General features: G+C 66.4%; 1 protein-coding gene. It reads right to left on the reverse strand.

What is annotated here, in order from left to right; all coding sequences use genetic code 11:
• Window positions 1-16: 16 nt before the first annotated feature.
• A partial coding sequence (locus GPA_RS11505) for an FAD-dependent oxidoreductase (protein ID WP_083809097.1) occupies window positions 17-1567 on the reverse strand: 1551 nt, incomplete at its 5' end.

Raw genomic sequence — 1567 nt, forward strand, 5'->3', positions numbered from 1 at the left:
CCCCGCCGTCAACCTGCTAGATCTCCTGGTACACGCCCGCCAGCTGCTCGCCCAGGCACTTGCCCTCGATGAGGCAGCGGCCGTGGCTGTTGCCCTGCACGTTGATGGGATAGTCGTAGGCGTAGATGTCGCCGGCGCAGTTGCCGATGGCGTACAGGCCCTCGACCGGCTTGTCCTCGGCGTCCAGCACCTCGAAGTTGTCCGAGATGTGGATGCCGCCGCACACGCCCAACAGGCCCGGCGCCACCATACAGGCCGTGAAGGGGCCTTCCTTGATGGGATAGAGGAAGTGGCCCTCCTTGTAGAAATCGGTGTCCTCGCCCTGCTCGCACATCTTGTTGTAGCGCTCGACCGACTTCAGGAACTCGTCCTTGTCCACGTCGAGCATCTCCGCCAGCTCCTCCAGCGTGTCGGCGCGCTTGTAGTAGTCGGGCACCTTCTCCAGGCCGCTCTCGACCGACTTCGTATGCGATTCCACCGCCACCTGGTAGTCCGTGCCGTAGGCGCGGAACGAGTCCCAGAACATGCCGCCGCCGTACTGCAGGCTGTCAAGCAGGTCCGTCTGCCAGTTCGCGTCGAACACCGACCACGCATGGTCCGAGCCGCCGTTCACCATGACGCCCACGCACTTGCCCTGCACCCACGTGGCCTCGTTCATGAAGCGCTTGCCGGCCGGGTTCACGAACATGAAGGGGCCGTGGAACGTGGCGGCCGCCTGCGGATGCATCATCGTGGGCCACGGGCCGTCCTGGAACGCGCCGCCGGCCCAGGCGGCCATATTGTGGCCGTCGCCCACGTTGCCCTGGTCGGAGCACAGGCGGGTCATGACCTTCTTCGCAATGGGGGCGAACTCGTCGAGGTACTCGTCGTTGTAGCTCACGTCGCCCGTGGCCAGCACCACGCCCTTCGGCGCGTTGTACTGCACGTAGTCGCCGTCCTTGTTCTGGCAGATGGCGCCCGTGACCTTGCCGGCGTCGTCCTGCACGAGCTGCACGGCCGGCATCTCGTACACGAACTCGGCGCCGTGCTGCTTGGCCTCGCTCTCGAACAGGTACTCCACGAAGTCGGCCATGGTGTGCTGCTCGAAGATCTCGCCGCCGGAGATCATGTGGTAGCAGTCGATCTCGGGGTGCACGACCGAGCGCGAGCCCACCGTGACCATGCACTTCGCACCGTTCTTCTCGGCCAGGTCGAGGAACCAGTTCATGCAGCGCTCGGACTCGCGGAACCACTTGGCCACGAGCGACTCGCGGCAGCGGTTGCCGCACGTGGACACCCAGCGCTCCATCTCCACGGCCTTGTCGAAGCTGATGCCCAGCTTGTCCAGCTCGCGCGAGGCGATGGCGCCCGTGCCGCCCACGCCGTGGCCGTTGAGCATGGCATCCTTCTCCACGAGCGTCACCTTGGCGCCGCCCTCCGCCGCGGCCAGCGCGCAGCACGTGCCCGAGTAGCCGCCGCCGATGACGAGCACCTCGGTGTCCACCGTCTCCTTGATCTTGTCGGCCGGGATAGGCTCGGGCTTGACCTCCCACGTGTGCTTGCCGTCGGCACCGCCCGCAGCCCCCGC

The organism is Gordonibacter pamelaeae 7-10-1-b (assembly GCF_000210055.1).
Lineage (GTDB): Bacteria > Actinomycetota > Coriobacteriia > Coriobacteriales > Eggerthellaceae > Gordonibacter > Gordonibacter pamelaeae.